This window comes from Klebsiella sp. WP3-W18-ESBL-02, assembly GCF_014168815.1.
GTDB classification, from domain to species: domain Bacteria; phylum Pseudomonadota; class Gammaproteobacteria; order Enterobacterales; family Enterobacteriaceae; genus Kluyvera; species Kluyvera ascorbata_B.
In genome coordinates, this window is sequence record NZ_AP021972.1 from 3,064,078 (window position 1) to 3,088,747 (window position 24,670).

Genomic DNA, 24,670 nt, shown 5'->3' on the forward strand with positions numbered 1-24,670 from the left:
CTGCTAGCGCCAGGCCTGGGGCCTTCTAGTCCTGCTCCGGCAGCCGCATCCCCGCAATCTGCGGCATCACTTCGCGCATCAGGTTCAGAAACGTGCGCAGACGCGCCGGATAATAGCGCGCCCACGGGTAGACCAGATGGACCGGCAGCGGCGCTGCCTGCCATTCCGGCAGCAGTTCCACCAGCGTACCGTTTGCCAGCTCCTCTTCCACCGTCCAGCTTGATACGACCGCCGCCCCAAGCCCCGCCAGCGCCGCGTTCTTTGCCACATACAGGCTGTCGGTGCTCAAACGGGCGGCGATCGCAATATTCTCACTCAGCCCGCGTTCCACATGGTGCAGCACAACCTCATGCTGATAGAACGTACTGATGGCAATCCACGGCAGCGCAGATAGCTGGGAGGGCCCGGCTATCGTCGGATAGTGGGCCAACAGCTGGGGTGAGGCTACGGTACAGCGCGGCACTTCCGCCAGCAGTACCGAAACCGTTGCCGGATCGACCTCAGCGCCAACCCGAATCGCACAGTCAATATTATCGCTAATAAAATCCACCGCCCTGTCGTGCAACATCCACTCCACGGAAAGCTGCGGGTAGCGCGCCAGGAATCCCACCAGCGGCATCAGCAGCTGCTGCTGGCCGAACGCATGCGGGGCACGTACGCGTAGCGTCCCCACCGGCTGTTCCTCGGTAAGCTGCAGCGCGTCCTCCAGCGCCAGCCATGCGTCGACCACCTGCCGCGCGTGCTGGTAAGCGCGTTCGCCGTCGTCAGTCAGCTTCATCGCATGGGTCGAACGCAGCAGCAGCTTCGCCCCCAGCAGCGCTTCCAGCGATTGCAGGCGACGGCTGATGGTCGCCTGCGTGGTTTCCAGCTGTCGCGCCGCCGCCGACAGCGAGCCGGACTCGACGATGCGAATGAAGGTGCGCATCAGCTCGACGCGATCTATACGCTCATTTCTTTTCATTACCCTATTGCCTATACGGAAACGTATAACTGTTTTACCACCGCTGCGGCTACCGCACCACCCTGAAGAAGCAGAGAATACGCGGCATACACCGTTGAGGATGACACCATGAAAACCGAACATATCCACACTCAGGCATCTCGCCTGATGATTTTTGTCCTGGCGCTTGGCGCAGGCTTTAGCGTCGCCGCCATCTACTATGCTCAGCCGCTGCTGCCGCTAATGGGGGAAACGTTGAAGCTGAGCGTTGAAGGGATGGGGCTTATCCCGACGCTGACCCAGGCCGGCTACGCGCTGGGCATTTTGTTCCTGCTGCCGCTCGGCGACCGCTACGATCGCCGCACGCTCATTTTGCTTAAAAGCCTGTCGCTGGCAGCGCTGCTGCTTGTTTACAGCCTGACCCAGCAGTTTCACTCGCTGCTGGCGGTCAGCCTGCTCATCGGTATGGCGGCCACCATGGCGCAAGACATCGTTCCGGCGGCGGCCATCCTCGCCCCGGCGGGTAAGCAAGGGAAGATGGTCGGCACGGTCATGACCGGCCTGCTGCTAGGGATCCTGCTGTCGCGTACCGTCAGCGGCGTGGTGGGTGAGCTGTTCGGCTGGCGCGTGATGTATCAGGCCGCCGCCGTCAGTATTGCGCTGATTGGCGCGCTGCTGTGGCGCGTGCTGCCGCACTTTACCGCCCACTCCGAGCTGCGCTACCCGGCGCTGATGATGTCGATGGCGCACCTGTGGCGTCGTTATCCCACGCTGCGCCGCGCCGCGATGGCGCAGGGCTTTCTGTCCATCGCCTTTAGTGCTTTCTGGTCAACGCTGGCGGTGATGCTGGCCGAACGTTACCACATGGGTAGCGCGGTCGCCGGGGGTTTTGGTATCGCCGGGGCGGCGGGCGCGCTGGCCGCCCCGCTGGCAGGTGGTTTAGCCGATAAAGTAGGCGCGGAAAAGGTTACCCAGTTGGGTGCTCTGCTGGTCAGCATTTCGTTTGCCCTGATGTTCCTGCTGCCTGCCCTGCCGCCGATGGCCCAGCTGGCGCTGATTGCCATCTCCGCGATCGGCTTTGACCTGGGTCTGCAATCAAGCCTGGTGGCGCACCAGAATCTGGTCTATAGCCTGGAACCTCAGGCGCGCGGTCGCCTGAATGCGCTGCTGTTTACCGGCGTGTTTATCGGCATGTCCGTGGGCTCCGTGCTGGGCACGCAGGTGTATTCACTGGCAGGCTGGGAAGGCGTGGTGGCGTTAGCGACGGTCGCAGGCCTGGTGGCGCTGGCTATTCGCGTGAGTGAAACCTACCGTCTGCGCCAGACGGCGCTTAACGCGCGATAAAACAGGAAAAAAAGCCCGCGACGGGGTAGTGACGCGGGCGACAAAAACATATCCAGTTTCCAGACATGTTCAAAACTGCATGTTGTTATTTATTCAGTTGGAACAGTGACATGCCCTGCATATCGGTAAAGGCTTTATAGGCCGCCTGCAGCGCCGTTTGCTGCATGGTGTAGTTGGAAATCGTCGAGTTCCAGTCCACATCCACCAGGTTGCTCATCTGCTGCGTTTGCGCCAGCGCACGGTCATCGCCCAGGGAATCCAGCTTATCCAGCTCATTGAGCTGGGTGCCCAGTTCGGCGCGAACGGTCAGCACGTTATTCAACGCATTGCTCAGGCTGCGGTTAGTTTTATCAATCGCCGCCGATGCCGTCGCCTGGGCGGTTTCATCGTCAGCGACCGGGATTTTCAGCTGAGCAATGGCCGTATCGAGCGCGGTAAAAATGTTTTTATCCGCATCCGGCTTGGCATTGCTGGTCGCATTATCAAAAATCAGATTGCCCGTATGCCCGATAACCATGGTCCGCGACGAATCCACCTGCTGCTCAACGTTGATATTGCCGCCGACGTAGGTGCCATCATCGCTAAACGGTGGCTTATCCGTTTTATAGCCCGCAAAAATGTAACGCCCATTACCGTCCTGGCTGTTGGCCATATAGCCCGCAAAAATGTAACGCCCATTACCGTCCTGGCTGTTGGCCAGGTTCATTAACTGGTCGCGGATCCCTTGCAGGTCGGTTGCCAGCGAAGCGCGGTCATCGTCGCTCAGCGTGCCGTTACCGGCATAAACGATCTTCTCCTGCGCCGACTGAATCGCAGTGGTCACCTGCGACAACGTGCTTTCTTCAATCGATACGCGCTGGGTGGCAAAGGTTCGCGCGGTAGCGTACTGGCTGTTCTGCGCCTGGGCCTGTGACAGCACCACCGCCTGCGACGCGGCGACCGGGTCATCCGAGGCGCGGTTAACCCGCTTGCCGGTAGACATCTGTTCGCCGTACTTTAACCATTCAGACTGAGAGTCCGTGATGCCTCTCATATTCTGCTGGTACATCATGATGGTACTCACGCGCATGGCTGCCCCCTTCCTTAGCGGATATTAATTAATGCATCGAACAGCGTGCTGGCGGTTTGCAGCACCTGCGCATTGGCCAGATAGTACTGCTGAAACAGCTGCAGGTTACCGTACTCTTCGTCGAGGTTAACCCCGGAGATAGACTGCTGCTGATTGCTCAGCTGGGTCACCACGTTCGCCTGAGTGGTACTGCTGCTCTTCAGCGTCGCCGTTTGGGTACCGATATTACTGACCAGCGCGGCGTAGGCATCGTTAAAGGTCTTCGATCCGCCGACTACCTTGCTGTTTTGCAGATCCAGCAGCTTCTGTCCGTTACGGTTATCGCTTTCACCCACGCTCGTGCCAGTGGTGGTATCCGCCAGCCCCATCGCAATCTGCGATTCACTGCTGATGGCCACCTTCATATTCACAATGGTGTCGCTGACCGGTTTAACGGTAAAGCTGTCGCCGGTGTTGGCAGCGCCCTTGGTGCTGTCAACTTTGACCGACAGACCATCAAACACCAGAGTCTGCGCGTCGCTGGTCGGGTCCAGCGTCACGCTCGTGTTGTTGGACAGACGAGTCACTTCCCAGCCGGAATCGGTTTTGGTAATACGATAATCGGTCGCCTGCACCGCCGATGAACTGGTCATCGTCGCCGTCAGCTCGGCTTTACCGCTGTTTTTACCGTTAGCCACTACCGATGGATCGCCGAAGTCGAAGAAATCGACGTTGGTGTTGCCATCGGCATCAATCCCGCCGCGATGCACCTGGTTAAACGCGTCGGCAAAGGCCAGCGCCATCTGGTTCAGGCTATTACGGGTCTGGTCCAGGTCCTGTGAACGGAAGGTCAGCAGGCCGCCCAGCGAACCGGTGGTCAGCAGTTTTTCCGGGATTTCCACGTTGCCGGCTACATTATCCACATACGCTACGGTCGTGCGCGACGCGTCTGCGCTGCTCGGTACCGCGGCAAGCTGGTTTGACTTCGTCCCCGCCACCAGCGTATAGCCGTTGGCCATGGTGATGTTGTAGGTGCTGCCGTCCTGCACGCTGACTTCCACGCCCACCAGCTTGTTCAGATCGCTCACCAGTTGATCGCGCTGGTCCAGCAGGTCGTTCGGTGACGCTCCGGCGCCCACGCCGGTCAGGCGCGAGATCTTGTCGTTGAGGCTGGCGATCTGTGAGGTGTAGTTGTTGATCTGATCAACGCTCGAGGCAATCGACAGGTTAACCTGCTTGTCCTGATCGCGCAGATACTGATCCGTCACCTTAAACTGGTTCACGACGCCGTCGGCCTTGCCGAGCACGGTCTGGCGCGCCGCCGGATCTTCGGCGTTGCTGACCAGCGTTTGCAGGCTGCTGAAGAAATCCTGCAGCGTTGTCGACAGGTTGTTGGTTGAGCTGGAGAGCATATTGTCAATTTTCGACACCTGCTCATAGCGGGTGGTTAAACCGCTGCTCTGGCTCTGCGCCGAGCGCAGCTGGTTGGTAATGAAGGCATTATATTCACGCTGCACGCCAGAGACGTACACACCGTTGCCCACCCAACCGCCGGCACCCAGCGTACTGTTGGCAGAGGCCAGCACCGTTGTCTGACGCGTGTAGCCGGCGACGTTATAGCTTGCGATGTTGTTACTGGTGGTATTCAGCGCCGACTGCGCGGCGCTGAGCCCGCTCATCGCGCTGTTAATTAAACTGGACATGAACGCTCCTTCTTAAGACCATGGTATTACTTATCGGTTGGCGGACGGCAAACTTGAGATGAATCAGAACAGATTTTCAATATCATTTCGGTAGGCGCTGCTGACCTTATCGCTCATTGATTTCAACTGCTGAATCATGCTGGTCAGCTTACGCGCGTACTGCGGATCGGTCGCATATCCGGCGTTCTGTAGCGCCTGCGCGCCCTGCTCTGCCGTCGCCGCCGAGGTCACCGCCGCATAGCGCGGGTTGCGGGTCAGCAGGCTGACATAGTCAGACAGCGCTTCCAGATACGAGCCGTAAACGCGGAACTTCGCCTTCACCTTTTTCGCCTCGCCGTTTTCAAATTCTGTGGTGGTGATCTCGGTAACCTTGCCCTTCCAGTCGCCGGACGCTTTCACGCCAAACAGGTTAAAGCTTGGTTCACCGTTCTCGCGGCGAATCTGCCGCTGGCCCCAGCCAGATTCCAGCGCCGCCTGCGCCAGAATCAGGTGATGCGGAATACCGCTCTGCTCGCTCGCCAGCCGCGCGGGCAGCGACAGCTGTGCGAGGAAGTCTTTACTGTCGCCGGACAGCGGCGTATCGCTGTTGTCCGGCGCCTTCGGCAGCGCTTTACGCACCATCTGCGTCAGCGCGGCGTTCTGGTAGCTGGTGACCGTTTGCATATCAAACTTCATCGGAACCTGGCCGACGGAGTCAGCCGGTTCCTGCTGCTGCGCCGACAGCTGTTTGACCATCTCATCGGCCAGGCCAAGGCCCTTCCCGGCGGTCATCTGCTGGGCGATTTGCTGGTCATACATACTGGTATAGAGCCGGGTCTGATCGCTGCTGAACAGCCCGTCTTTGGGCAGGGCTTCGCGCATACTTTTCAACATCATCTGCACGAACATCCCCTCCACCTGACGCGCCACCGGACGCAGGTTGGCCTGCGGGTCTTGCCCGGCTTTGGTTTTCAGCTCGTTCAGCGACTGCGCATCCCACGCGGCGCTAGACAGTAATTTGCTGTCGGTCAGCATCAGACAATCTCCACCTTGGCGCGCAGGCAGCCCGCGCTCTGCATGGCCTGAATAATCGACATCAGCTCCATTGGCGAAGCGCCCAGTGCGTTCAGCGCGCGCACTACGTTGTTAAGATTGGCGCTAGCGCGCACGCTCTGCAACGAACCGCCGCTCTGGCGCAGGTCTATCTGGGTTTGCGGTGTAACCACCGTCTGACCACCGGCGAACGGCGTATCCGGCTGGCTGACCTGCGCGGAACGGTTAACCGACACGGAGAGATTGCCCTGCGCCACGGCACAGGTATCCAGCGTCACTTCGCGGTTCATCACCACCGAACCGGTACGCGAGTTGATAATGATCTTCGCGTCCTGCGGCGGCATCCCCACTTCCAGGTTCTGGATATCGGCCAGTAACCGCACCTGACCGCTGCCACCGACCGGCGCGCGCACCTGGACGGTACGCGCGTCCAGCGCGGTGGCGTTACCCAGGCTGCTGCGGCGGTTAATGGTGTCGGCAATCTGCTGCGCCATAGTGAAGTCATCATCATTGAGCTGCAGATTGATGGTGTTGCCCGCGCCGAACTGGCTCGGCAGCTCGCGTTCAATGGTCGCGCCGCCGGTGATACGCCCGCCGTTAAGCTGGTTCACCTGAACGCTGCTGCCGCCCGCCGACGCGCCCGCGCCGCCGACCAGAATGTTGCCTTGAGCCAGCGCATACACCTGACTGTCGACGCCCTTCATCGGGGTCATCAGCAGCGTGCCGCCGCGCAGGCTTTTGGCGTTGCCCATGGAAGAGACCACCACATCGATGGTCTGCCCCTGACGACCAAAGGCCGGTAGCTGTGCGGTTACCATCACCGCCGCCACGTTTTTCAGCTGCATATTCGTGCCCGCTGGGACGGTGATCCCCAGCTGCGACAGCATGTTATTCAGGCTCTGGGTGGTGAACGGTGTCTGGGTCGTCTGATCGCCCGTGCCGTCCAGGCCCACGACCAGACCGTAGCCTATCAGCGAGTTTTCCCTGACGCCCTGGACGCTGGTCAGATCGCGGATGCGCTCGGCGTGCGCCAGGCCGGTGACCAGCACCAGCGCCAGAGTAAGCAGAGTTTTAAACATGGTTCACCTCGTTACATCGGCGATAAGTTAAGGAAGAAACGCTGCAGCCAGCCCATATTCTGCGCTTCGTTGATATAGCCGTTGCCGACGTATTCGATGCGCGCATCCGCCACCTGCGTCGACGGAACGGTGTTACTACCGCTGATCGTGCGCGGGTTAACCACGCCGGAGAAGCGGATAAATTCGGTCCCCTGGTTGATGGCGATTTGTTTCTCGCCCACCACGTGCAGGTTGCCGTTGACCAGCACCTGGTCGACGGTCACGGTCAGCGTGCCGCTAAAGGTGTTGCTGGCATTCGCGCCGCCCTTACCGTTAAACGAGTTGCTGCCGGAAGAGTCCACGTCGGCGCGCGCATTGCCAAACAGCCCTTGCAGATAGCGCGGCACCGTATCAATGCCAAAGCTGGTTTTGCCATCGCGGCTGGCATTCGCTGACGAGCTCTTGCTTGCGCTGACGTTTTCCTGCAGCTGAATGGTCAGCGTATCGCCAATATTGCGCGGACGACGGTCTTCAAACAGCGGCTGGTAGCCGTAGTTAATCGGCTGAGCGGTCTGGAAAATAGAACCGTTCACCACCGGCACCGGGCCGGGGATCGGTTGTGCGGTCGTCGCCCCTTCGACCAGCGGCTTAGAGGGGATCCATGCACATCCCGCCACGCTCATGGCGATGACGGTTAAAAGCGGATAACGAAACGCTGCGGATTTTTGCATTGTTTTCTTCTTCTGAATCTCGGGAACATCTCGGCCTCGCGTCGCTCAGCCTGGCGACGGAGTGCCGGATGGCGGCTTCGCCTTATCCGGCCTACAAACGATGGAAGTCCGTAGGCCGGATAAGCAACGTGAGCGTCGCCATCCGGCAATGTAGTCGCCCTGCTTACCGTTACAGCTGCGTCAGTTTTTGCAGCATCTGGTCAGTCGTCGATACCGCTTTACTGTTGATTTCGTACGCACGCTGCACCTGAATCATGTTGACCAGCTCTTCCGCCACGTTGACGTTCGAGGTTTCAACATAGCCCTGATACAGCAGCCCCGCGCCGTTCAAGCCCGGCGTGGTGTCGTTCGGTGCGCCCGACGCCTGGGTTTCGATGTACAGGTTTTCCCCGATGCTTTCGAGACCGGTTTCGTTCATGAAGGTCGACAGGTTCAACTGCCCCACCTGCACCGGATTCGCCTGCCCCTGCTGGTTCACACTGACGATCCCGTCGCGGCCAATGGTGATGCTGATGGCGTTCGCCGGAATGGTGATCGCCGGCTGCACCTGATAGCCGCTGGAGGTCACCAGCTGGCCGTTCTGGTCAACCTGGAACGAGCCGTCGCGGGTATACGCCGACGAGCCGTCCGGCAGCAGGATCTGGAAGAACCCTTCGCCTTTGATCGCCACGTCTTTGCTGTTATTGGTTTGCGACAGGTTGCCCTGGCTGTGCAGGCGCTCGGTGGCGACGGGGCGTACCCCGGTACCGATCTGCAGGCCGGAAGGCAGCGTCGTTTGCTCGGATGATTGCGCACCCGGCTGGCGCACGGTTTGATAGAGCAAGTCTTCAAACACCGCGCGCTGGCGCTTAAAACCATTAGTACTGACGTTCGCCAGGTTGTTGGCGATAACGTCCATATTGGTTTGCTGCGCGTCGAGACCGGTTTTGGCGATCCACAATGAACTGATCATAATTTTCCTTAGCTCATGGACAGCAGCTGGTTAGCTTTCTGCGTGTTTTCATCCACGCTGCTGATAACCTTCATCTGCATTTCAAAACGGCGCGAACTGGCGATCATATCCGCCATCGCCGCCACAGGTTTCACGTTGCTCCCCTCCAGCACGCCGGACTGCAGGCGCAGCGTCGGGTCGGCCTGCAGTGCCTGCCCGCGCGCGGCAATGGCCGTCGGCGTCAGGTGAAACAGCCCGTCATCGCCGCGGGCGACTTCGGTCGGGTTAGCTTTGACCATCTTCAGTTTGCCCACCGGCGACACCGTATTCGGCGGGTCCCCCGGGGTGAGCGCGGAGATGGTGCCATCGGCGGCAATGGTCACCTGCGAGCCTTCCGGCACGTTCAGCGGCCCGGCTTCGCCGATGACCGGGTTGCCCTGGATAGTCAGTTGTCCGGTGGCGCTGACCTGGATATTACCGTTGCGGGTATACCCTTCCGTGCCGTCGGCCGCGCGTACCGCCAGCCAGCCGTCCTGCTGCACCGCGACGTCCAGCGGACGCGCGGTGTAGTCGAGCTGCCCGGGCGTCATATCCGCCCCCGGCGTGGTGGCGGCAACCAGCGTACGGGTTTCCACAATCGGGCCGACCACCGGTACCGCGCGCATCGCCGTCAGCTGGGCGCGAAAGCCCGGCGTCGAGGTGTTGGCCAGGTTGCTCGCCGTGACCGCCTGCTGCTGCATGGTCTGGCTGGCGGCACCCATGGCCGTGTATATGGCGTGATCCATAACGTTACCCTGTTAAGCGATTAACGCAGGTTAACCAGCGTGTTGAGGATCTGATCCTGGGTCTTGATAGTCTGCGCGTTCGACTGATAGTTACGCTGCGCGACGATCATGTTCACCAGCTCTTTGCTGAGGTCAACGTTGGATGCTTCCAGCGCACCGTTGGTCAGCGAGCCGAAGTTACCGGTACCGGCGGTGCCCAGCAGCGCGACACCGGAAGACTGAGTTGCCGACCAGACGTTGTCGCCTTCCGACTTCAGGCCTTCGTTGTTGGCGAAGTTCGCCAGCACGATCTGCCCCAGCAGCTGGCTTTGCTGGTTGGAGTAGTTACCCACCACCGTGCCGTCTTCGTTGATCTGGTAGCTCACCAGGTTGCCCGGCGCGAAGCCGTTCTGAGTGGTGGCGACGATATCGTTCGAACCGGTGTTCTGCTGCATCGAGTTGAGGAAGCTCAGGCTGAACGTGGTGTTAGTGGCGGAGCCATTTAACCCTGCGAGCGTAATATTGATCTGCGGAGCCGCATTCGCGCCTGTTGCCGTATCCAGAGCCCAACCGTCCGTTGCGGTGGCATCCGCTTTATAGTTCGTGACGCCAAGCAGCGTGCCGCTAGAGGAAAACTCCATCTGCGCCGCTTTCACCGGGGTTGCGCCGCTGACGCTAGAGTCCAGCGTCCAGACATCCCACTTGTTATCCGTGTTCTTCACGTAATAAACGTTCATGTCATGGGCGTTACCGAGGGTGTCATAAACCGTCACGGTACCCTTTTTGTTGTAGGTATCCGGATCGCTGGCGTTAAAGGTCTTGGTAATAGCGCTGTCGGTGGAGTTCAGGTTCATCTGCATCGCTGCCGTCGACGTCGCTTTTGCCGACATCAGCGTATTCGGAATCGTCAGCGCAACCGGGTTAGCCCCCTGCTGGATCGTCGCAGGTGAACCGGTAGCCGGGTAACCGGTCACGCTCAGGCCCTGGGTATTGACCAGATTGCGGTTTTCATCGAGCTTAAACTGACCGTTACGGCTGTAGTAGACGGAACCATTAGCATCCACCAGGCGGAAGAAGCCGTTCTGGCTGATTGCCACGTCCAGCGCGCGGCCGGTGTTGGTTGTCGTACCGTCGGTAAAGTCCTGGGTAATTCCCGCCACTTTGACCCCCAGCCCGACTTTGGAGCCGGCGAACATATCGGCAAACGAGGCGGTCCCCGATTTAAAGCCATAGGTGGCGGAGTTGGCGATGTTGTTGCCGATAACATCGAGGTTGGTGGCAGCCGCGTTTAAACCGCTGACCGCTTGTGAAAAGGCCATAACGTCTCTCCTGAAATAGTTAAAGGCTTAAATAATCTGGCGAACCTGATCCAGCGTGGTGGTGCCGTACGTTCCCAAATCCAGTTTGTTGCCATCGCTGCCGAGCGTGACGCCCTGCACCAGTGCGAACTGCAGCGGCTGAACCACCAGCTGCGTGGTGCCCTGGCTGGCGGCAAAGTTGATGTTGTAGGCGCCGTCCGGCGCTGCGGTACCGTCGTCCATCTTGCCGTCCCAGGTATAGGTATGTACGCCCGCGGTCTGCGCCCCTAAGTTCAGCGTGCGGACGACCTTACCGGTACCGTCGACGATAGTGGCCGTCACCTTCTCAGCGGCCTGCGTCAGCTCAATACCAAACGGCGTGGTGTCCACGCTGGTTTCATCGCTGCTGTTTTTGCCTGCCAGAATGGTGCTGCCCGGAATCATCACCCCGTGGCCGACCAGCGCGCTGGCCTGCAGCGACTGGCCGCTGTTGATCTGTCCGGAGATAGACCCCAGCGTGGTGTTGAGCTTCTCAATGCCGCTCAGGGTGCTGATCTGCGCCAGCTGTGAGGTGAGTTCGTTGTTTTGCAGCGGATTGGTTGGATCCTGGTTTTTCAGCTGAGCGACCAGCAGCGTCAGAAAGCTGCTTTGCAGATCGGACGAACTGTTGGTGCCGGAACTGCTGAGCGACGACGATGACGAAGTCGCGCTGCTGCTGGTGGTATCGTTAATATTGGCTACGACAGACATCGGTGACCTCCGTTATTGCCCAAGCGTCAGCGTTTTGAGCATCATGCTCTTCACGGTATTGAGAACCTCGACGTTCGCCTGATAGCTGCGTGACGCCGACATGGTGTTAACCATCTCTCCCACGACATCCACGTTCGGCATACGTACATAGCCTTTAGCGTCCGCCAGCGGATTACCCGGTTGATAAACCAGCTTGTCCGGATCCTGGCTTTCCACCACGTCGGCCACCTTCACGCCGCCGGTCGCTGCCCCCATCGGGGCATCTACCTGGAACACCACCTGTTTGGCACGATACGGCTGGCCGTCCGGCCCGGCTACGCTGTCGGCGTTCGCCAGGTTACTGGCGGCCACGTTAAGACGTTTGGACTGCGCGGTTAGCGCGGAGCCGGCAACGTCGAAGATATTGAGTAATGCCATGGATTAGTTCCCCTGCAGGACACTCATCATGCCCTTGATTTGTCCGCCCAGAACCGAAAGCCCGGTCTGGTACTGGAGGCTGTTATCGGCGAACTGCGTGCGTTCCCGGTCCATATCGACGGTGTTGCCGTCCAACGCGGGCTGGTCAGGAATGCGATACAACAGATCGGCGTTGGGCGTAGAGATCGCCTGGGCTGGAATATGCCGTTCAGAGGTCAGGGTCAGCGCCACGCCGCTGTTTTCCGGACGTCCGCGCGCCATCACTTTTTTAAGTTCGCTGGAAAAATCAATATCGCGCGCCTGAAACCCTGGGGTATCGGCGTTCGCGATATTGGCAGCCAGAATTTCCTGCCGTTCGGCGCGCAGGTTTAATGCCTCTTGCTGAAAACGTAATGCGGCGTCGAGTTTATCGAGCATGTCTCCTCCGCTAATGACAAAGTTTCAGCCGACAGCTTAATTCTCATTACGCGCGCGTCATCGCCGGAATAAACGCAATATGCGTCGCTATTTGTTGCGTTGATGTCATCGCAAGATGGGTAAAATACGTCCATTCGCCACCCACTGGAGCGTTCAATGCGTCAGCTCATTGCCCCACTCACCGCTGCGATACTGGCTTTTAGCCCGCTGGTTCAGGCGGCCGATATTCAGACGCAGCTGACTGCGTTTTTTAGCCAGCGGCTTGCCGGTTTTAGCGATGAAGTCAGCGTGAGTCTGCGCAATACGCAACGCCAGCCGCTTGCCTGCGAAGCGCCCACGTTCAGCACGCCGGGCAACTCGCGGCTGTGGGGAAATTTGACGGTGCAGGCCCAGTGCGGAAACGCGAAACAGTTTTTACAGGTCAACGTTCAGGCGATGGGTAACTACGTGGTCGCCGCCGCCCCCATCGTGCGCGGAGCCCCCATCGAAGCACAGAGCGTGGCGTTGATGCGTGGGCGACTCGACCAACTACCGCCGCGTACGATGCTCACGCTGTCGCAGGCAGAAGATGCCATCAGCCTGCGCGACGTGGCGATAGGCCAGCCGCTTCAGCTGTCGATGGTGCGCCAGTCATGGCGGGTGAAAGCCGGGCAAAAAGTCATGGTGGTTGCGCAGGGTGAAGGCTTTAGTATTAATAGTGAAGGCCAGGCGTTAAATAACGCCGCCGTTGCCCAGAACGCGCGGGTGCGAATGCCCTCTGGCCAGGTGGTCAGCGGGCAGGTCGGCGCTGATGGGAATATTCTGATTAATCTATAAACTTCTTAAAGAATATGTGTCGCTTGCCGATAGATAATTAACAATTAATGAGAGTCGGCGCCTGCGCCATACAAAAGCCTCCAATGAGGAATACATCATGAGCATCGATCGTACATCATCTTTGAAAGCGGTAACGGCGGTACAGCATCGCGAAACTCCGGAAACCCATTCACAGAAAGTGCGCGCGGAAAAAACCGAAACGGCCACCAGCGCCAGCGTCACCCTGAGCAATGCACAGACCGCACTGACCCGTTCAAGCAGCGGTGATATCAATATGGCGCGCGTTGAGGAACTGAAAACCGCCATTCGTAACGGCGAGTTAAAGATGGACACCGGTAAAATTGCCGACGCGTTAATCCAGGACACGCAAGATTATCTGCAGAGTAAATAATCACATGAGCAGTTTGTCAGCCATTCTGGACCAAATGACCAGCATCCTTCATTCGTTGAAAACGGTGATGGATGCTGAGCAACAGCAGCTCTCTGCGGGTAACGTTAACGGCCTGCAGCTTGCCAGCATTACGGAAGAGAAAAGCTCTCTGCTGGCCACGCTGGACTACCTGGAAAAACAGCGTCGCGTCGAACAAGACGCCCAGCGCAGCGACGATGCTGAAGACATCAGCGGCCGCTGGCAGCATATTACCGAGACCACGCAGCAGCTGCGTCGCTTAAACCAGCATAACGGCTGGCTTCTGGAAGGGCAGATTGTCCGCAACCAGCAGGCGATTGCGGTACTGAAGCCGTATCAGGAAACGGGGCTGTACGGAAAGGATGGTCAGGCGGCGGGCAACCCTATCGCCCGCAGCGCGAAGAAATTCTCTGTCTGACAGCGTGCGGGGTCAAAAACGACCCCGCGAAGTGCCCCTTCATTACGCCGTCCGGCGCGCAAACTCTTTAATCTTGAAGCCCAGAATCGCCAGCGTCGCAAAATAGGCCACCACGCCGACCACCACCACGCCCAGCAGGCGCAGCAGACGATATGGCATGGTGCCCAGAGACCACTCCGGCATTACGTACATCATGCCGAGCAGCGCGGCCGCCATGACCAGCACCGACACCACCAGACGCACTAAGAACGCGCCCCAGCCCGGCTGCGGCGTGAAGATTTTCTGCTTACGCAGCTGCCAGTACAGCAGCGCAGCGTTCAGACAGGCTGCCAGACCAATCGACAGCGACAGCCCGGCGTGTTTAAGCGGGCCGATAAACGCCAGGTTCATCACCTGGGTCATGATCAGCGTCACGATGGCAATTTTAACCGGCGTTTTAATGTCCTGACGCGAGTAAAAGCCCGGCGCCAGCACCTTCACCACAATCAGCCCCATCAGGCCAACCGAGTAGGCGACCAGCGCGCGCTGAGTCATGGCCGCGTCAAAGGCGGTAAACTTGCCATACTGGAACAGCGCTACGGTGAGCGGTTTAGCCAGAATACCCAACGCCACGGCGCTCGGCAGCGCCAGCAGGAAGCATAAACGCAGCCCCCAGTCCATCAGGCGGCAATATTCATCGTGGTTGCCGCTGGCGAAACTTTTCGACAGCGACGGCAGCAGAATGGTGCCCAGCGCCACGCCCAGCACGCCGGAGGGGAACTCCATCAGGCGATCGGCGTAGTACATCCACGACACGGAGCCCGAGACGAGGAACGAAGCAAAGATGGTATTGATGATGAGTGAGATCTGGCTGACCGAGACGCCGAGGATCGCCGGCCCCATCTGTTTCACCACCCGCACCGCGCCAGCATCTTTAAAGCTGATACGCGGCAGCACCAGCATGCCAATTTTTTTCAGGTGCGGCAGCTGATAGGCCAGCTGCAGCACGCCGCCGACCGTTACCGCCCACGCCAGCGCCAGCACCGGCGGATGGAAGTGCGGCGCGGCAAACAGCGCAAAGCCTATCATGCTGATATTGAGGAACGTCGGCGCAAAGGCCGGCACCGAGAAACGGTTCCAGGTGTTCAGAATGGCCCCCACCAGCGAAGCCAGCGAGATCAGCAGGATATACGGGAAGGTAATGCGCAGCAGCTGCGTGGTCAGCGCAAACTTATCGGCGGTATCGGCAAAGCCCGGTGCGGTAATGGTGATCACCCACGGCGCCGCCAGCATCCCGAGCACGGTGACGATCGCCAGCGCCAGCGTCAGCAGCCCGGAGACATAGGCGACAAAGACCCGCGTGGCCTCTTCGCCCTGTTTGCTTTTGTATTCGGCAAGAATCGGCACGAATGCCTGGGAAAAAGCGCCTTCGGCAAAGATACGGCGCAGCAGGTTCGGCAGCTTAAACGCCACGAAAAAGGCGTCGGTTGCCATACCGGCACCAAACACCCTGGCCACAATCGCGTCGCGCGCAAAACCCAGCACGCGCGAAAACATTGTCATCGAGCTGACGGCTGCCAGCGATTTTAATAGGTTCATTAACTTGTGATTCCACAAACCGGAACGAGCGCCCGATGGATGAGCGCTAAAAAAGTGGCGTTAGTCTACCGGGTTCGGGATGAATTGCTACTGCCAGTTGTTACAGTGGATTGCTCCGGTCATGTGCCATAGGGTGCCGGATGGCGCTGCGCTTATCCGGCCTACGGCACGTCCTACTCGCGGATCGCCTCACGCCACAGCCCTTCAACGATACGCTGCGCCAGGATGGCCTGCTCTCCCGCCGTTTCCGGAACGGTCTGATTTTGCACGCATTCGATAAAGTGTCGCGCGCAACCCACAAAACCGCGCTGCTCAAGCGTGGTTTGCCAGCCGGGAATCGGCCGGGTCACCACGCCCGCGCCGCGTTCCTCGCGCCATTCGCGCATGTCGATCACGTCGTACAGACCACCGTCCGCGACCGCCAGCACTGACTCACGCTGGCTGCCCGCGCGGCGGTGCATGCTGGTGGTGATTTGCAGACCCGGCTGGCTGAAGTGATGCTCAGCATAGAACAGACAGCCTTCGTCGGTGGTGTGCAGAACGCCGCCGCCGAGCTTCGCTCTGCCCCCCGCCAGCCATAGCGCGGTGTCGACCACGTGCAGGTAATCATCAAGCAGGGTAAAGCGCAGATCGTGCGGCCCGACGCTGTCGCTACGGTGTTTATCCATGCGCAGCGAAGACATCTCTCCCGCGCGCTTTTTCAGCTCGCGATACAGCGGCGAGAAGCGACGGTTAAAGCCCACCATCAGGGTCAGATTTTTACGTGCCGCCAGCGCCACCAGGCGTTCGGCGTCGTCGAGCTTATCGGCCAGCGGCTTATCCACGCAGACGTGAACGCCGGCATTGAGAAGCTCGCTCACCACCGCGTAGTGCGAGGCGGTAGAGCTATGCACAAAGACCGCGTCGCACTGGGCCGCCAACGACGCCAGCGAGTCGGCATACGGCATTCGGTAGGCTTCGCACACCTTCAGCGCTTTCTCTTTGCCCGGCGACCACGCCGCCTGCAGCGTCCAGTCGGTCGCCGCGCTGACGACCGGCAGCCACGCCTTCTGGGCGATTCCGCCCAGCCCAACGACGCCAATGCGAATCTTCGCCATGCTGATTACTCCCCTAAATGCGCCAGCAGTGAATCCAGCCGCTGTTTCAGTTCGGCAACCTCACCTTCCAGCACCTCAACGCGCGCGCGCAGATCGTCATCGACCGCCGACGCGTCGCTCTGAACCGCCGCAGTCTGGAGGTCGACCTCGCCGCTGAACAGATGCATGTAGCGGCTTTCACGTTTACCCGGCTCGCGCGGCAGGCGCACCACAAACGGGCCGTCCTCGCGGTTTGCCAGCCGTTCAAGGGTGCTTTCGACTTCCGCCATATCGGCAAATTCGTGCATCCGCTGGGCGCGACCGCGCAGCTCGCCAGGGGTTTGAGCCCCGCGCAGCAGCAGCGTAGTGACCAGCGCCACTTCCGCGGAGGAGAGCTTCAGATCGCCGAACTCAGAGTTACAAAAACGCTGCTCGTATTTGGTCACACGATTGCCGAAGCCGCTCACCGTGCGTAAATAATGGCGCTTCACCAGGGTATCGAGCTGCTCCTGCACCTCGGCTTCGCTGAGCGTCATCACCGGCTCGCGGTTGGTTTTCTGGTTACAGGCCGTCGCCACGGCGTTAATGGACAGCGGATACTGCTCCGGCGTGGTGACCTGCTTTTCCAGCAGACAGCCGATCACTCGAGCTTCAAGAGGTGTTAATTGGTATTTCATCGTTTTTCCTTAGCGGCCAGGCGTCCATTGTGGGGTGGTTAACGCGGTCAGCACGTGATCGCGCCATTCGCCGTCAATCAATAAGTAGTCCTTCGCATAACCTTCTTTTTCGAAGCCAAGGCGCGCCAGCAGATTCCCGCTGCGCTGATTATGCGGCATATAGTTCGCCATAATGCGGTGAATATGCTGCGTGCGCTGCATATAGCGAATGGCGCTGGTGAGCGCTTCGTACATCATGCCCTGCCCCTGCCATTTCTGGCCAATCGAGTAACCGAGATAGCAGGCGTGAAATGAACCGCGCACCACGTTGGAGAAATTGGCTACGCCGATAATTTCCTTCTCTTCCGGGTCGAGCAGCGCAAAATAAAAGGCCGTGCCCTGCTTATGGAATTCATTAATCATCGACAGGCGCGCCTGCCACCCGGAGGGGTAGCAGTGGCTGTCATCGCGAATGGGCTCCCAGGGTTTTAAAAACTGCCGATTTTCGGCGTAATAGTCCGCCAGACGCCATGCGTCGCGGTCATGGATCAGCCGAACAACCAGCCGGTCCGTCGTTAACCTCACTTTCGGCACATTACTGCGATAGCCAAACATCTCACTACTCCTGTACCCAATCTATACCCTGGTCATTTCACTATACCTGCCTGACGGCAGCCAATGAAAACAACACGCTGTCTTTTTGCATTGTGATAAAAAAGGGTTACCGCTGGCAATACGTGAAAAGGTGAGATAGCGCGGAAAATGAAGATGTTTCTCCTGGCCGGGCCTCTGCGGCTAAGCAATTGAGAAATGTGATAAAATGCAGCGGCGATTTTTTTGTCATCGGTGCCCCGTCTCGTGGCGTTATTGTTCGGCGTACGCGACCGCTTTCACGCCGTTTCGCGGCCCACGGCCTCAGCCATTTTGTCCGTCGGCGGCACTTTCAGTATTTTCCGCTGTCAGAGACCTACTGACAGCGTATGCTGCTTTATGTCAGGATGCATACAACGCTTTACGTTGAGGAACCCCATGAAAAAATTGTTTGTCATTGCCGCCCTGATCGTCAGCGGTCTGGTCGTCGGCTGCAATCAGCTGACGCAGTATTCCGTCAGCGAGCAGGAGATTAACCAGGCGTTGCAAAAACGGAATAACTTCTCCAAAGATATCGGGGTCCCCGGCGTCGCCGACGCCCATATCGTCCTTAACAATCTGACCAGTGCGATTGGCCGCGCAGAGCCCAATAAAGTGACCCTCAGCGGCGATGCGAAGCTGGACCTGAATTCGTTGTTTGGCAGCCAGAAAGCCAACATCGCGCTGACGCTGAAGGCGCTGCCGGTGTTTAACCAGGAGCAGGGAGCCATTTACCTGCAGGAAATGGAAGTGGTGGATGCCAAAGTGACGCCAGAGAAAATGCAGTCAGTCGTGCAGACGTTAATCCCGTATCTCAACCAGTCCCTGCGTACCTACTTTAACCAGCAGCCGGCCTATGTGCTGAAAGAAGACGCCAGCAGAGGCGAAGCGCTGGCGAAGAAATACGCCAAGGGCATTGAAGTCAAGCCGGGCGAAATTATCATCCCGTTCACCAATTAAGCCTCGTGCCACGTATGCCCGATCGCGTATCGGGCATCACCCTCCCCGCGTTATTTTTTACAGAAAAGGATGCAAAGGAAAACGTTTCCGCTTATCCTTAGTGCCCGGCAAAAATGACTGATATCCCACCAGCCGGAGCCTTACATGACCGCACTACCGCAAGTTCTGAAAATTCGCCGCCCAGACGACTGGCACATCCATCTTCGCGACGGCGAGATGCTGAAAACGGTTGTACCGTATACCAGTGAGCTGTATGGCCGCGCAATTATCATGCCGAACCTGGTTCCGCCGATTACCACCGTCGACGCCGCGATCGCTTACCGCCAGCGTATTCTCGACGCCGTTCCCGCCGGGCACGATTTCACGCCGCTGATGACCTGCTATCTGACCGATACTCTCGATCCGAATGAGCTGGAGCGCGGCTTTAACGAAGGCGTATTCACCGCCGCCAAGCTGTACCCGGCCAATGCCACCACCAACTCCAGCCACGGCGTCACCAGCACCGATGCGATTATGCCGGTGCTTGAGCGCATGGAAAAATTGGGTATGCCGCTGCTGGTGCACGGTGAAGTCACCCACGCGGACATCGATATCTTCGACCGGGAAGCGCGCTTTATCGACACCGTCATGGAGCCGCTGCGCCAGCGCCTGCAGGGCCTGAAAGTGGTGTTTGAGCATATCACCACCAAAGATGCCGCCGAGTACGTGCGCGACGGTAACGATCTGCTTGCCGCCACTATCACACCGCAGCATCTGATGTTTAACCGTAACCATATGCTGGTCGGCGGCGTGCGCCCGCATCTGTACTGCCTGCCGATTCTCAAGCGTAATATTCACCAGCAGGCGCTGCGTGAGCTGGTCGCTAGCGGCTTTGAACGCGCGTTCCTCGGCACCGACTCCGCGCCCCACGCTCGCCATCGTAAAGAAGCCAGCTGCGGCTGCGCCGGCTGCTTTAATGCGCCGACCGCGTTGGGCAGCTACGCGACGGTGTTTGAAGAGATGAATGCCTTATCGCACTTTGAGGGCTTCTGCTCCCTCAACGGCCCGCGTTTCTACGGCCTGCCGGTGAACGACAGCTACGTCGAACTAGTGCGCGAAGAAAGCCAGGTCGCCGAAAGCATCGCCCTGAGCGATGACACCCTGGTGCCGTTCCTCGCCGGGGAAACGCTGCGCTGGACGGTAAAAAAATAAAATCACGCCCCCTGTTGTAAATATTCGCGAGTGACTGTATAAATATACAGTATATTACACAGGGGGCAATTATGCGCATTGAAGTCACTATTGCAAAAACCACCGCGTTGCCGGCAGGCGCCTTAGACGCGCTGGCCAACGAACTTTCCCGCCGTATCAACTCTCAATTTCCGGACCGTGATGGCGCCGTCAGCGTGCGCTATGCGGCCAACAATAACCTTTCCGTGATCGGCGGCATTAAAGAAGACAAAGACCGCATCAGCGAAATCCTCCAGGAAACCTGGGAAAGCGCCGACGACTGGTTCATCACCGATTAGTTTTTCCCTCATTGTGTCTTTGCCGGGTCGCCCCGGCTTTTTTTATCTTCCCGCTTGTTTTTTTGTGATCCATCCCCACTTTTTACATTAGCGGCAAAACAATGGCCGACATGGTCGTTTATTGCGCAAACAGGCCGCTAACTCAGGAATTTATGTTGCTTTTGATTTCGATTCTCGAGTATTTATTGAAGTGTTGTATACTGATAAAGCTTCACAAAAAATTGCATTAAACCTCGAGAGTTGTTGCCTTTTAACACGTAAATAAGGGGTTATGATGGAAAAGAATAATGAAGTCATCCAGACCCATCCCCTCGTCGGATGGGACATCAGCACCGTAGACAGCTATGATGCGCTGATGTTGCGCCTGCACTACCAAGACCCCAATCAATCGAGCAGCAAAGAGGCAGAAGTTGGCCAGACCTTGTGGCTAACCACGGACGTCGCACGTCAGTTTATTTCCATACTGGAAGCCGTGATTGCCAAAATTGAATCTGGCGATTACCAGGTCAACGAGTATCGCAGGCACTAACGCCGATACTTTCCGCCGATTTCGGGCAAACAGGCACCTTAGGGTGCCTTTCTTGTTTTCACGCTTGTATAACAACTGTGGCTTAATTACTCTACAAAACACAGATTTCAGCCTTATTATCGCGTCAGGAAAGACTATGCAATACGATCTCATTATTCTGGGCAGCGGCTCCGTTGGTGCCGCGGCTGGATATTACGCCCGTAAAGCGGGCCTGAACGTTCTGATGACCGACGCCCATATGCCGCCTCATCATGAAGGCAGCCACCACGGCGACACCCGCCTGATGCGTCATGCCTACGGCGAAGGCGAGAAGTATGTTCCGCTGGTGCTGCGTGCCCAGGCGCTGTGGGACGAACTGGCCGCCGTCAGCGGCGAGCCGTTGTTCGAGCGCAGCGGCGTGGTCAATCTTGGCCCTGCTGATTCCGAATTTTTGCGCACCGTGGCCCACAGCGCCGCACAGTTTAACCTCGAGGTAGAGCAGCTTGATGCCGACGCGCTGATGGCCCGCTGGCCGGAGATTACCGTACCCGCCCATTACCGGGCTATTTTCGAGCCGGGTTCTGGCGTACTGAAAAGCGAGCTGGCGGTCAAAACGCTGATTGCCATGGCCAAAGAGGCTGGCTGCGCCCAGCTGTTTAACTGCCCGGTCACCGCGATTCACAGCGATGCTGACGGCGTGACGATTGACACCGCCGAAGGTAGCTGGCGAGGTAAAAAACTGCTGCTGACCGCCGGGACCTGGGTAAAGCAGTTTTACCCTGAGCTGCCGATTCAGCCGGTACGTAAGGTTTTTGCCTGGTTTCAGGCCGACGGCCGCTACAGCCAAAAAAATAACTTCCCGGCCTTCACCGGCGAGCTGCCGAACGGCGATCAGTTCTACGGTTTTCCGGCCGTCGACAACGAACTGAAGATAGGTAAGCACAACGGTGGCCAGCTGATTCACCAGCCGCAAGAACGTAAAGCGTTTGGCGCAGTAGCCACCGACGGCTCGGAGGCATTTAGCTTCCTGCGTCAGATTCTGCCGGGTATCGGCGGCTGTCTGCACGGAGCAGCCTGCACCTATGACAATTCGCCAGACGAAGATTTTATTATTGATACCCTGCCGGGCCAGCCCGATGTGCTGTTTATCGGCGGTCTCAGCGGTCACGGATTTAAGTTTGCCACCGTGCTGGGCGAAATTGCCGCGCAGTTTGCGCAGCAGCAAGCCCCGGCATTCGACTTAAGTCCCTTCGCCCTCACCCGCTTTAACCGCTAAAATAGCAACGGCCCCGACGATGCGGGGCCGTTTAGCAGGAATGACTATGCGCCGTCTGTTCTACTTTCTGGTCAACAATATTCGCGAGCATCTGATGCTCTATCTGACGCTATCGATGCTGTTGGCTATCGCCGACCTTCTCTGGCTCTATTTCAGCTAGTCATTATGCGTCTGGGGGTCGGGGATCCCCAGACGGGTATTCAGACGGCCGCGCGATTTATTAAAGATCTTATTGCCGTTTTCACGGCCGGCGCGGCGCTGACGCTGTTCCTCTTCCGGCAGCTTGTGTTCTTCCTGACACACTTCACTGCAGCAGCCTTCGAACTTCTCGGCACAGGCCGGGCACTGGATAAACAGCAGATGGCAGCCGTCATTAAGACAGTTGGTGTGGCTGTCGCACGGCGTTCCGCACTGGTGGCAATGCGCGATGACCTCATCGGAAATACGCTCGCCCATCCGCTCATCAAAGACAAAATTCTTGCCAATAAAGCGCACCGGCAGCCCCTGCTCGCGAGCGCGGCGGGCGTATTCAATGATTCCGCCTTCAATATGCCACACCTGCTTAAAGCCGTTGTGTTTCATCCATGCGCTGGCTTTTTCACAACGAATACCGCCGGTACAGTACATCACGATCTTTTTATCTTTATGTTCCTGCATCATCTCAACGGCTTTCGGCAGCTGTTCGCGGAAGGTGTCCGCCGGGATCTCCAGCGCCTGTTCGAAATGGCCTACCTCATATTCGTAATGATTACGCATATCGATAAACACCGCATCCGGATCGTCAAGCATGGCGTTCACTTCCGCCGCCTTCAGATAATCGCCAACGTCGCTGGCGTCAAAGGTCGGATCGTCAATGCCGTCGGCCACGATACGATCGCGCACCTTCATACGCAGCACCCAGAAGGATTTGCCGTCATCATCCAGCGCGATGTTCAGACGCAGGTCCTTCAGCGCCGGATCGAAGCGGTACAGACGCTCACGCAGGCTTCCGACCTGACTTGCCGGCACGCTTATCTGGGCGTTAATCCCTTCATGGGCGAGATAGATGCGACCAAAGACCTTCAGTTCGGTCAGCGCAATGTAGAGGGCATCGCGGGTCGCTTTTGGATCGACGATGGTGAAATATTTATAGAATGAGATGGTGGTGCGCGGCTCGGTTTCAGCCAGCATTTGCGCTTTCAGCGTCTCATTCGAAATGCGGTTATGCAACACTGGCATGGTGTTCTTATCCTGCAAAAGAGAATGGAGAGTTATGATCGGGGCGCATGATATAGCAATCATCGTTAATTTACATCCCCACATTTTGCGCTACATTTTCATCACCATTAATCCTGGCGCGTAAAAACTCTGCCTAAAATAGCGCCACTTGCGCCCCCCGCATTTTGGTTGAGGGAAAAATAGTGCGACAATAGAACCCGTTGCTCGTAAAAACAGGAAACACATGACCCAGTTACCTAAGTTCACCGCTGCGCTGCTGCACCCCCGCTACTGGCCCTCCTGGCTGGGTATTGGCCTGCTCTGGCTGGTTGTTCAACTGCCGTATCCGGTCATCTATCGCCTCGGCAACGCCATGGGGCATCTGGCCATGCGCTTGATGAAGCGCCGCGCGAAAATTGCCTATCGCAACCTTGAGCTCTGTTTCCCGGAAATGAGCGCGGCCGAGCGTCACCGAATGGTGGTAAAGAATTTTGAGTCCGTGGGCATGGGCGTGATGGAAACCGGCATCGCCTGGTTCTGGCCGACTAAACGCATCAATCGCTGGATGGACGCCAGCGGCCTCGAACACATTCGCAGCGTGCAGGATTCAGGGCGCGGCGTTCTGCTGATCGGTATCCATTTCCTGACCCTCGAAATGGGTGCCCGTATGTTCGGTATCCAGAACCCGGGGATCGGCGTCTATCGGCCAAACGACAATCCGGTTCTTGACTGGCTGCAGACCTGGGGCCGCATGCGCTCGAATAAAAGCATGATCGATCGTAAGGATCTGAAGGGCATGATCAGAGCGCTGAAAAACGGCGAGATTATCTGGTACGCGCCGGATCACGACTACGGCCCGCGCGCCAGCGTGTTTGTACCGCTGTTTGCGGTTAAAGACGCCGCGACGACCTCCGGCACCTGGATGCTGGCCAAAATGTCAAAGGCCTGCGTGGTACCGTTCGTACCGCGTCGTAAGCCGGACGGTAAAGGCTATGAGCTGATCATCCTTGAACCGGAGTGTAATCCGCCGCTCGATGATGCTGAAACTACCGCGGCGTGGATGAACACCGTCGTTGAGAAATGCATCATGATGGCCCCCGAGCAATATATGTGGCTGCACCGACGCTTTAAAACCCGCCCGGAAGGCGTTCCTTCTCGCTACTGATCCCCCGTGCGCGGTCCCCGACCGCGCGCGTTTTAGCTTT

28 protein-coding genes are annotated in these 24,670 nt (G+C 58.2%); 11 read left to right on the forward strand and 17 right to left on the reverse strand.

All coding sequences use genetic code 11. From position 1 onward, the window contains the following. Window positions 1-25: 25 nt before the first annotated feature. A complete protein-coding gene (locus H7R56_RS14695; protein WP_106926319.1) occupies window positions 26-961 on the reverse strand; it encodes a LysR family transcriptional regulator in 936 nt (311 codons plus the stop codon). A 108-nt stretch (window positions 962-1,069) separates the two neighbouring features. On the opposite strand from H7R56_RS14695, the gene H7R56_RS14700 reads away from it, so the two are divergent. Next, window positions 1,070-2,284, forward strand: a complete 1,215-nt coding sequence (locus H7R56_RS14700; protein WP_106926317.1) for an MFS transporter — start codon at window positions 1,070-1,072, stop codon at window positions 2,282-2,284. A gap of 85 nt (window positions 2,285-2,369) precedes the next feature. Here H7R56_RS14700 and flgL read toward each other — a convergent pair whose 3' ends face one another. The 11 genes from flgL to flgB all read right to left on the reverse strand — a co-directional run bounded on the left by flgL (window position 2,370) and on the right by flgB (window position 12,433). After that, a complete protein-coding gene (gene flgL, locus H7R56_RS14705; RefSeq protein ID WP_182928291.1) occupies window positions 2,370-3,353 on the reverse strand; it encodes a flagellar hook-associated protein FlgL in 984 nt (327 codons plus the stop codon). A 14-nt stretch (window positions 3,354-3,367) separates the two neighbouring features. After that, a complete protein-coding gene (flgK, locus tag H7R56_RS14710; protein ID WP_106926313.1) occupies window positions 3,368-5,035 on the reverse strand; it encodes a flagellar hook-associated protein FlgK in 1,668 nt (555 codons plus the stop codon). 63 nt (window positions 5,036-5,098) lie between these two features. Next, window positions 5,099-6,049: a flagellar assembly peptidoglycan hydrolase FlgJ gene (gene flgJ, locus H7R56_RS14715; protein ID WP_106926311.1), complete on the reverse strand. Its 951-nt coding sequence runs from the start codon at window positions 6,047-6,049 to the stop codon at window positions 5,099-5,101. Beyond that, window positions 6,049-7,146, reverse strand: a complete 1,098-nt coding sequence (locus H7R56_RS14720; RefSeq protein WP_106926309.1) for a flagellar basal body P-ring protein FlgI — start codon at window positions 7,144-7,146, stop codon at window positions 6,049-6,051. The genes flgJ and H7R56_RS14720 overlap by 1 nt, the downstream gene beginning before the upstream one ends. Window positions 7,147-7,157: 11 nt before the next feature. Next, window positions 7,158-7,856 (reverse strand): flagellar basal body L-ring protein FlgH, encoded by a 699-nt coding sequence (flgH, locus tag H7R56_RS14725; protein WP_106926307.1) that lies wholly within the window; start codon window positions 7,854-7,856, stop codon window positions 7,158-7,160. A gap of 169 nt (window positions 7,857-8,025) precedes the next feature. Beyond that, window positions 8,026-8,808 (reverse strand): flagellar basal-body rod protein FlgG, encoded by a 783-nt coding sequence (gene flgG / locus H7R56_RS14730; RefSeq protein ID WP_106926304.1) that lies wholly within the window; start codon window positions 8,806-8,808, stop codon window positions 8,026-8,028. 8 nt (window positions 8,809-8,816) lie between these two features. Beyond that, window positions 8,817-9,572, reverse strand: coding sequence for a flagellar basal body rod protein FlgF (locus tag H7R56_RS14735; protein WP_106926302.1), 756 nt, complete (start codon window positions 9,570-9,572; stop codon window positions 8,817-8,819). 20 nt (window positions 9,573-9,592) lie between these two features. Further along, on the reverse strand, window positions 9,593-10,870 hold the full coding sequence (gene flgE / locus H7R56_RS14740; RefSeq protein ID WP_106926300.1) for a flagellar hook protein FlgE: 1,278 nt from the start codon (window positions 10,868-10,870) through the stop codon (window positions 9,593-9,595). 27 nt (window positions 10,871-10,897) lie between these two features. Beyond that, window positions 10,898-11,599: a flagellar hook assembly protein FlgD gene (gene flgD, locus H7R56_RS14745; protein WP_106926298.1), complete on the reverse strand. Its 702-nt coding sequence runs from the start codon at window positions 11,597-11,599 to the stop codon at window positions 10,898-10,900. Window positions 11,600-11,611: 12 nt separating this feature from the next. Next, window positions 11,612-12,016, reverse strand: coding sequence for a flagellar basal body rod protein FlgC (gene flgC, locus H7R56_RS14750; protein WP_064549094.1), 405 nt, complete (start codon window positions 12,014-12,016; stop codon window positions 11,612-11,614). Window positions 12,017-12,019: 3 nt separating this feature from the next. Then, window positions 12,020-12,433: a flagellar basal body rod protein FlgB gene (flgB, locus tag H7R56_RS14755; RefSeq protein ID WP_106926296.1), complete on the reverse strand. Its 414-nt coding sequence runs from the start codon at window positions 12,431-12,433 to the stop codon at window positions 12,020-12,022. Between the two features lie 156 nt (window positions 12,434-12,589). On the opposite strand from flgB, the gene flgA reads away from it, so the two are divergent. The 3 genes from flgA to flgN all read left to right on the forward strand — a co-directional run bounded on the left by flgA (window position 12,590) and on the right by flgN (window position 14,076). Beyond that, a complete protein-coding gene (gene flgA, locus H7R56_RS14760; protein WP_106926294.1) occupies window positions 12,590-13,249 on the forward strand; it encodes a flagellar basal body P-ring formation chaperone FlgA in 660 nt (219 codons plus the stop codon). 97 nt (window positions 13,250-13,346) lie between these two features. Then, window positions 13,347-13,640 (forward strand): flagellar biosynthesis anti-sigma factor FlgM, encoded by a 294-nt coding sequence (gene flgM, locus H7R56_RS14765; protein ID WP_106926292.1) that lies wholly within the window; start codon window positions 13,347-13,349, stop codon window positions 13,638-13,640. A 4-nt stretch (window positions 13,641-13,644) separates the two neighbouring features. Continuing rightward, the gene (flgN, locus tag H7R56_RS14770; RefSeq protein WP_106926290.1) at window positions 13,645-14,076 is read left to right on the forward strand and encodes a flagella biosynthesis chaperone FlgN; all 432 of its coding nucleotides are present in this window, start codon (window positions 13,645-13,647) and stop codon (window positions 14,074-14,076) included. A gap of 42 nt (window positions 14,077-14,118) precedes the next feature. Here the strand turns inward: flgN and murJ are convergent, their stop codons facing one another. From murJ to rimJ, 4 genes are all read right to left on the reverse strand, one after another. After that, entirely contained in the window at window positions 14,119-15,654 is a 1,536-nt protein-coding gene (gene murJ / locus H7R56_RS14775; protein ID WP_106926288.1) for a murein biosynthesis integral membrane protein MurJ, read from the reverse strand. 173 nt (window positions 15,655-15,827) lie between these two features. Continuing rightward, window positions 15,828-16,751, reverse strand: coding sequence for a Gfo/Idh/MocA family protein (locus tag H7R56_RS14780; RefSeq protein ID WP_106926286.1), 924 nt, complete (start codon window positions 16,749-16,751; stop codon window positions 15,828-15,830). A 5-nt stretch (window positions 16,752-16,756) separates the two neighbouring features. Continuing rightward, a complete protein-coding gene (locus H7R56_RS14785) occupies window positions 16,757-17,407 on the reverse strand; it encodes a YceH family protein (protein WP_106926284.1) in 651 nt (216 codons plus the stop codon). A 9-nt stretch (window positions 17,408-17,416) separates the two neighbouring features. Further along, window positions 17,417-18,001, reverse strand: coding sequence for a ribosomal protein S5-alanine N-acetyltransferase (gene rimJ, locus H7R56_RS14790; protein WP_106926282.1), 585 nt, complete (start codon window positions 17,999-18,001; stop codon window positions 17,417-17,419). A 414-nt stretch (window positions 18,002-18,415) separates the two neighbouring features. Here rimJ and H7R56_RS14795 point away from each other — a divergent pair, with 414 nt between their 5' ends. From H7R56_RS14795 to H7R56_RS14820, 6 genes are all read left to right on the forward strand, one after another. Further along, a complete protein-coding gene (locus tag H7R56_RS14795) occupies window positions 18,416-18,976 on the forward strand; it encodes a lipoprotein (RefSeq protein WP_106926280.1) in 561 nt (186 codons plus the stop codon). A 144-nt stretch (window positions 18,977-19,120) separates the two neighbouring features. Continuing rightward, window positions 19,121-20,167, forward strand: a complete 1,047-nt coding sequence (gene pyrC, locus H7R56_RS14800; RefSeq protein WP_106926278.1) for a dihydroorotase — start codon at window positions 19,121-19,123, stop codon at window positions 20,165-20,167. Window positions 20,168-20,238: 71 nt separating this feature from the next. After that, the gene (gene dinI / locus H7R56_RS14805; protein WP_106926276.1) at window positions 20,239-20,484 is read left to right on the forward strand and encodes a DNA damage-inducible protein I; all 246 of its coding nucleotides are present in this window, start codon (window positions 20,239-20,241) and stop codon (window positions 20,482-20,484) included. 274 nt (window positions 20,485-20,758) lie between these two features. Then, entirely contained in the window at window positions 20,759-21,013 is a 255-nt protein-coding gene (gene bssS / locus H7R56_RS14810; RefSeq protein WP_106926274.1) for a biofilm formation regulator BssS, read from the forward strand. Window positions 21,014-21,149: 136 nt separating this feature from the next. Next, window positions 21,150-22,268, forward strand: a complete 1,119-nt coding sequence (gene solA / locus H7R56_RS14815) for an N-methyl-L-tryptophan oxidase (RefSeq protein ID WP_106926272.1) — start codon at window positions 21,150-21,152, stop codon at window positions 22,266-22,268. Between the two features lie 46 nt (window positions 22,269-22,314). Further along, on the forward strand, window positions 22,315-22,428 hold the full coding sequence (locus H7R56_RS14820; protein WP_106926270.1) for a YceO family protein: 114 nt from the start codon (window positions 22,315-22,317) through the stop codon (window positions 22,426-22,428). Here the strand turns inward: H7R56_RS14820 and H7R56_RS14825 are convergent. After that, window positions 22,425-23,486 (reverse strand): oxygen-dependent tRNA uridine(34) hydroxylase TrhO, encoded by a 1,062-nt coding sequence (locus tag H7R56_RS14825; protein WP_106926268.1) that lies wholly within the window; start codon window positions 23,484-23,486, stop codon window positions 22,425-22,427. The genes H7R56_RS14820 and H7R56_RS14825 overlap by 4 nt on opposite strands. Window positions 23,487-23,709: 223 nt before the next feature. Between H7R56_RS14825 and H7R56_RS14830 the strand changes: the two genes are divergently transcribed. Next, window positions 23,710-24,630, forward strand: coding sequence for a Kdo(2)-lipid IV(A) acyltransferase (locus H7R56_RS14830; RefSeq protein WP_106926266.1), 921 nt, complete (start codon window positions 23,710-23,712; stop codon window positions 24,628-24,630). Window positions 24,631-24,670: the final 40 nt, after the last annotated feature.